General features: G+C 52.9%; 1 protein-coding gene. It reads left to right on the top strand.

Annotated features, from left to right (window positions below):
* On the top strand, window positions 1-821 hold an 821-nt coding region (locus L4D05_RS24070), incomplete at both ends, for a cadherin-like domain-containing protein (RefSeq protein WP_428795502.1).

Raw genomic sequence — 821 nt, 5'->3', positions numbered from 1 at the left:
GACATTGACGGCACCATCGCCTCATACGCCCTRCAARRYGACGTGCCTGCTGATAAAGGCAGCCTGACGTTTAACGCCGATGGCTCATACARTTTCGATCCGGGCGACGACTTCCAAGGCCTCAGCAATGGCGATTCTGAAGACGTCACCTTTACTTATATCGCGTTGGATAATGAAGGTTTAGCGAGCGAGCCACAAACCATCACTATTACRGTGACRGGSATYAAYGAYAAGCCTGTGGCGTTGCCTGCGGATGAAATGACSGAYGAAGACACCTCCATCTCTCGCAACGTGCCTGAGGCGTCAGACATTGACGGCACCATCGCCTCATACGCCCTGCAAGACGACGTGCCTGCTGATAAAGGCAGCCTGACGTTTAACGCCGATGGCTCRTACAGTTTCGATCCGGGCGACGACTTCCAAGGCYTSAGCAATGGCGATTCYGAAGACGTCACCTTTACTTATATCGCGTTGGATAATGAAGGTTTAGCGAGCGAGCCACAAACCATCACCATCACGGTGACGGGTATCAACGACAAGTCTGTGGCGCTGCCTGCGGATGAAATGACCGACGAAGATACGTCCATTTCACGTAACGTGCCTGAAGCCTCCGACATTGACGGCACCATCGCCTCWTACGCCCTRCAARRYGACGTGCCTGCTGATAAAGGCAGCCTGACGTTTAACGCCGATGGCTCRTACARTTTCGATCCGGGCGACGACTTCCAAGGCTTGAGCAATGGCGATTCYGAAGACGTCACSTTYACYTAYATYGCSTTGGATAATGAAGGTTTAGCGAGCGAGCCACAAACCATCACCAT

This window comes from Vibrio nomapromontoriensis (genome assembly GCF_050337205.1).
Taxonomy (GTDB): domain Bacteria; phylum Pseudomonadota; class Gammaproteobacteria; order Enterobacterales; family Vibrionaceae; genus Vibrio; species Vibrio nomapromontoriensis.
Note: the sequence above shows the minus strand (reverse complement) of the source record. Positions and strands in the feature narration are given on the sequence as shown.